Source organism: Paenibacillus sp. Soil750, assembly GCF_001428045.1.
Taxonomy (GTDB): Bacteria; Bacillota; Bacilli; order Paenibacillales; family NBRC-103111; genus Paenibacillus_E; species Paenibacillus_E allorhizoplanae.
The window spans coordinates 1-4,101 of record NZ_LMSD01000036.1 but is presented as its reverse complement, the minus strand read 5'-3'; the positions used below and the strand labels follow the sequence as shown (position 1 = coordinate 4,101).

The 4,101-nt window shown below is 39.2% G+C and carries 3 protein-coding genes and 1 pseudogene; 3 read left to right on the top strand and 1 reads right to left on the bottom strand.

Annotated elements, in window-relative coordinates; all coding sequences use genetic code 11:
* Positions 1–222: 222 nt before the first annotated feature.
* Positions 223–525, bottom strand: coding sequence for a putative quinol monooxygenase (locus ASL11_RS27485; protein ID WP_056621939.1), 303 nt, complete (start codon positions 523–525; stop codon positions 223–225).
* A gap of 975 nt (positions 526–1,500) precedes the next feature.
* Here ASL11_RS27485 and ASL11_RS27475 point away from each other — a divergent pair.
* The 3 genes and pseudogenes from ASL11_RS27475 to ASL11_RS27460 all read left to right on the top strand — a co-directional run bounded on the left by ASL11_RS27475 (position 1,501) and on the right by ASL11_RS27460 (position 3,908).
* Complete coding sequence (locus ASL11_RS27475; RefSeq protein ID WP_056621936.1) at positions 1,501–2,127, top strand: SET domain-containing protein; 627 nt, start codon at positions 1,501–1,503, stop codon at positions 2,125–2,127.
* A 483-nt stretch (positions 2,128–2,610) separates the two neighbouring features.
* A pseudogene (locus tag ASL11_RS27465) lies at positions 2,611–2,850 on the top strand (IS110 family transposase); the annotation flags it as partial.
* Positions 2,851–3,635: 785 nt separating this feature from the next.
* The gene (locus ASL11_RS27460) at positions 3,636–3,908 is read left to right on the top strand and encodes a hypothetical protein (protein ID WP_157257076.1); all 273 of its coding nucleotides are present in this window, start codon (positions 3,636–3,638) and stop codon (positions 3,906–3,908) included.
* Positions 3,909–4,101 lie beyond the last annotated feature (193 nt).

The following is a 4,101-nucleotide window of genomic DNA, read 5'->3' as shown; positions in this document are numbered from 1 at the left end:
CTAACAATGAAGTTGACCAAATACGATATGATATTGCCTCTATGAATTAGTATGGTATACCGTAGTATAAATAAAAGTCAGGTCACTAAACTAACGGATAACGATAGCTGAATAAGAAACATGAATGAAGCTTCCGAAAGATCGGCAGCTTCGTTACGTACGCGCAGGATACTATGTCGATGCGATGTCAAGAAGAATCAAAGCTCTATTGGCAATCATGCATTAAGAGCCTTTGCCGCCAAGTGGCCGCAATTTCGTACCTTCGACACCGGCAATATAAGGCATTGCCTGCGTGATCGCCGCTCTAGTTTCCGCTTGGGTGAGAGCTTCAGCATGGGCCTCTGCGCTAGTCCAAATCTCGGTCACCCATAGCGTATCTGGCTCCGAATCTGATATATGGATTACATAGGCTTCGCATGCTTGTATGGCTTGAGCGGAAGTACCTGCTTCCAACAGCAATCTAGCCAAGGTTTCACCTTCGCCGGTTTTGGCCGTTAATTTGGCCACCATCGAAAATTTCTGCATTCTATACACCTCCACTGAATTTCATATCTTCCTTTATGATAGCGGAGGTATGAAATCGTGTATTGTAAAAATGCGACACGTTGGATGAATGCAGTAGCCGAAGCACGATAAGTTGGTTGAAATGGCATGCAATTAATTTAAGCAGATTGGTTGTTACGCAAACGGAGAACGATAGTTAAACATTTGAAGGGCTGCCGTGTGGTAGCTCTTCACTCCGTTAAAGAGTAGTAGAGCGTGGTGGAACGGCTATTTATTATCGCTCCCTATCTGTGATACGGGTTTGGGGTAGGCACTTCCAGCGACCGACTTTGTGTGAAATTTCAGACGATACAACCATATATATTCCAATATATGGTGTAGTATGGTGGAGGTAATACTTTGATGATAGCACGATTCTATATAATGCGAAGAAGGTGAAGAAACAATTTGGATAGTTATAGTCTGTTGGTTGATGTACTTATGGGAAGAAAGGAAACTGATAGATTTCCCCAATACTGATATTACTTGGACGAACTACAAAACAGTAGAAGAATTATTGTCAGCATTGGATACATACATTAAAAGACTTAATCAACGTGATAAATCAGTCTTTTCTGAAATAGAACTTCTTTTTGCCCCAACAAGCTCACTACAAGAAATATCCATAAGTAGTGGATGGAGCAATGAATATATTGAATTATCTAGTCGCTTTGATGATATTGTTGCATCTAATTGAAGGGAATGAGTGGAATGGGGTTTATGGCATCATGGGATACTCGTGGCGGTTCATTAGGAACAGCGGCTAAAAATACCATCATTCGATGGTACTTTCTTTTTTTAGCTTTGTGCTTGGGTGCAGTGTCGTGAACCGTACCACAAATAACGCAAATTATTGGGTCCTAATCTTTGCCGAAAAATAGTTTTATGAACGAGACCTTCCAAATCAAGAATGAATATTATATTACAGTCTTAAAAGAAGGAGGATGAACTTCAATCATGATGCATCCGGATACAGAACTCCGCTATATCAACGATGTGATAGGTGTCGGCATTGTTGCCACAAAATTAATCCCAAAAGGAACCATTGTTTGGATTTCGGATGATTTAGATATGACATTAAAGAAGGATTTTGTTGAATCGCTTGATGAAACTCGGCGGAGAGTGGTTGATAAATATTCTTATTTGAGTGACGACGGTGATTATTATATTTTACATTGGGACCATGCAAGATACTTGAATCATAGCTTCCATCCGACCTGTATCGATACGGTATTTGAATTTAATTTAGCTGCAAGAGATATATACCCTGGGGAACAACTGACATGTGATTATGGAATTGTTGGAGTGGATGAAGATTTTGAATGCGTGCCTGAGGAAGGAACATCTCGGACAAGAGTGAGAGCGGATGATTATTTGTATTTTTCTCAGGAATGGGATGAAATGGCGAAGGAAGCGTTTAAGTATTTCAATAGCGTCAAACAACCGCTGAAATATTTAATCAAAGAGGAATATGCTGAAGAAGTAAAAGCAGTAGCCGAGGGACTTCTACCATTACCATCCATTCTTACTCTTTTCGTAGACGAGTCGGAAGATGATGATGATGAAGATGAAGACCAGGCATAACAGAGCGGTGCTGCCCATGAGTTTTCCAGCTGTCGGGTGACAAGAACTTGAACTCATTAATTGCCGCGTAATTCGCGGCTTTTTAGTTTTATGGGCTCCACTTGCATACGCTTAGACACTTACACAATGACACAAATGTGCCTACATAATTATAAATGAAAATGCCTGAGGAATCAGGCTTTTTTATTTTTATGTGGGAGGATTTGTGTCATCAAATAATGCACAAATGTTCCAACATTGTAGTCTTGCGACACAAATTCACCTACTTTATAGGATCTCGATTTTGGGGGCGGATCACACAAGAAATTCTCCGATTGCTAACAAGATAAACTTAACCGCTCCGCTAACGGGCAGCATTCCTATTATGAGGAAATACGAGGTTTGAGAAATAAAAAGACTCCTTGGTATGATGTTTATGGGTCCCTGATGCTGGCCAGCGTCGGATCCAAAAACAAAACCAAAGGAGACTACAACATGCATTCTACTCTGCTCTTTAGAGAGATGATGCCACTAGTCGCTAAAAATACAGCATTTCGAACCCTACACGAGTATTACACGAAACGACCTGTGAATCCATTAAAGAAGATGCAGTCTCTCATCGCGTTATGTAACAAACTCATACGCATCCTTTTCGGTATCTTACAGAAGGGCCATGAGTTTAGTGAAGAAAAGATGATCCGGGATATCCCTCGATTCACCACCGAGATACCACACGCAGCTTAATGATCGCTTTTTTATGTTGATGACCAAAGCAGAGCAAGATCACAAGAAGCACGGATGAGTTGGATTACCACAAGAATGGAATTATCAGGGGAACTATGGACCGGAGAGGTACATAGAAGTACAAATTTGGGATGATGAACCATTAACCAAATTGTTGCGCTAACGAGAAACAATAGCACCACAACATTAAGCTTATAAAAGGAGCAATTTAGCGATGTACGAACATCTCGTTGTGTATTCAAGTTCAATAGTAGTAATGTCACGCCAATCAAGCAACAGGAATTGCTGGATCAACGTTTCGGGATCGTATCCCCGGGATATTTGATTTGATATAAGTAGTGCAGGCATCAACGTAACTGAAGAAACGGAAGACTTGAAACCGAACATACAAATACAATTGTGGGATGTAGTATTACGACGGAACTATCACCGTTTCATGATACCTTTCGACAGATCAAATTGGCGCTTAAAGAATTAGACAACAAATATTGTCGGGTGACAAGAACATTATCTCATCATATCAAAATGACAAGAACTTTATCCCATTCCCGATTTTGACAAGAACATTATCTCATTCCCGATTTTGACAAGAACATTATCTCATTCCCGATTTTGACAAGAACATTATCTCATTCCCGACGGATAGGGTCGGGGACTTTTTTGTTGGCCATCCGGATCGGTTGCCTTTTCTAAACTAACGGGCAGTTAAGTTCCAATATATGGTAACATATAGATAAGAACTTTAAAGAGATGAAATTGTAATGTGTGTAATTGAGGCTGATCCAATGAATAAAGCGGAAGCCAAAAGAATATTCATTGTAACTATTTTTATTGGCATTGTATTTTCTACAATTGCTATGTTAATAAAATATCCAACTAACTTAGACTCAGTAAATGAATCAACACTCAGCATTTATACCCAATATGGAGAATTTAGACGTTCATCTACTGAAGAATATTATCATGTTAATGCTATTGCCCGTAGTAAAAAGGAAATAAATTCACAAACAGAAGTATTATTTCTTGACTTTGGAACTTTCGTAAAAGAAAAGAAATAGTTTTGTGAATTAATAACTTTAGGGATTCCGCTAATTATTGAATTATGAATTGAGGGGAAGGCTGCGAGTTGGAATATAAAAACTTAATGAAACTAAAGGATATATTTTTCTTTGGTCTTACAGAGCCTGAAGTAAATTCATTAAGACTGCACTTCAGTAAAAGTGAAACGGGAGAAGCTGAACCACTTATTAT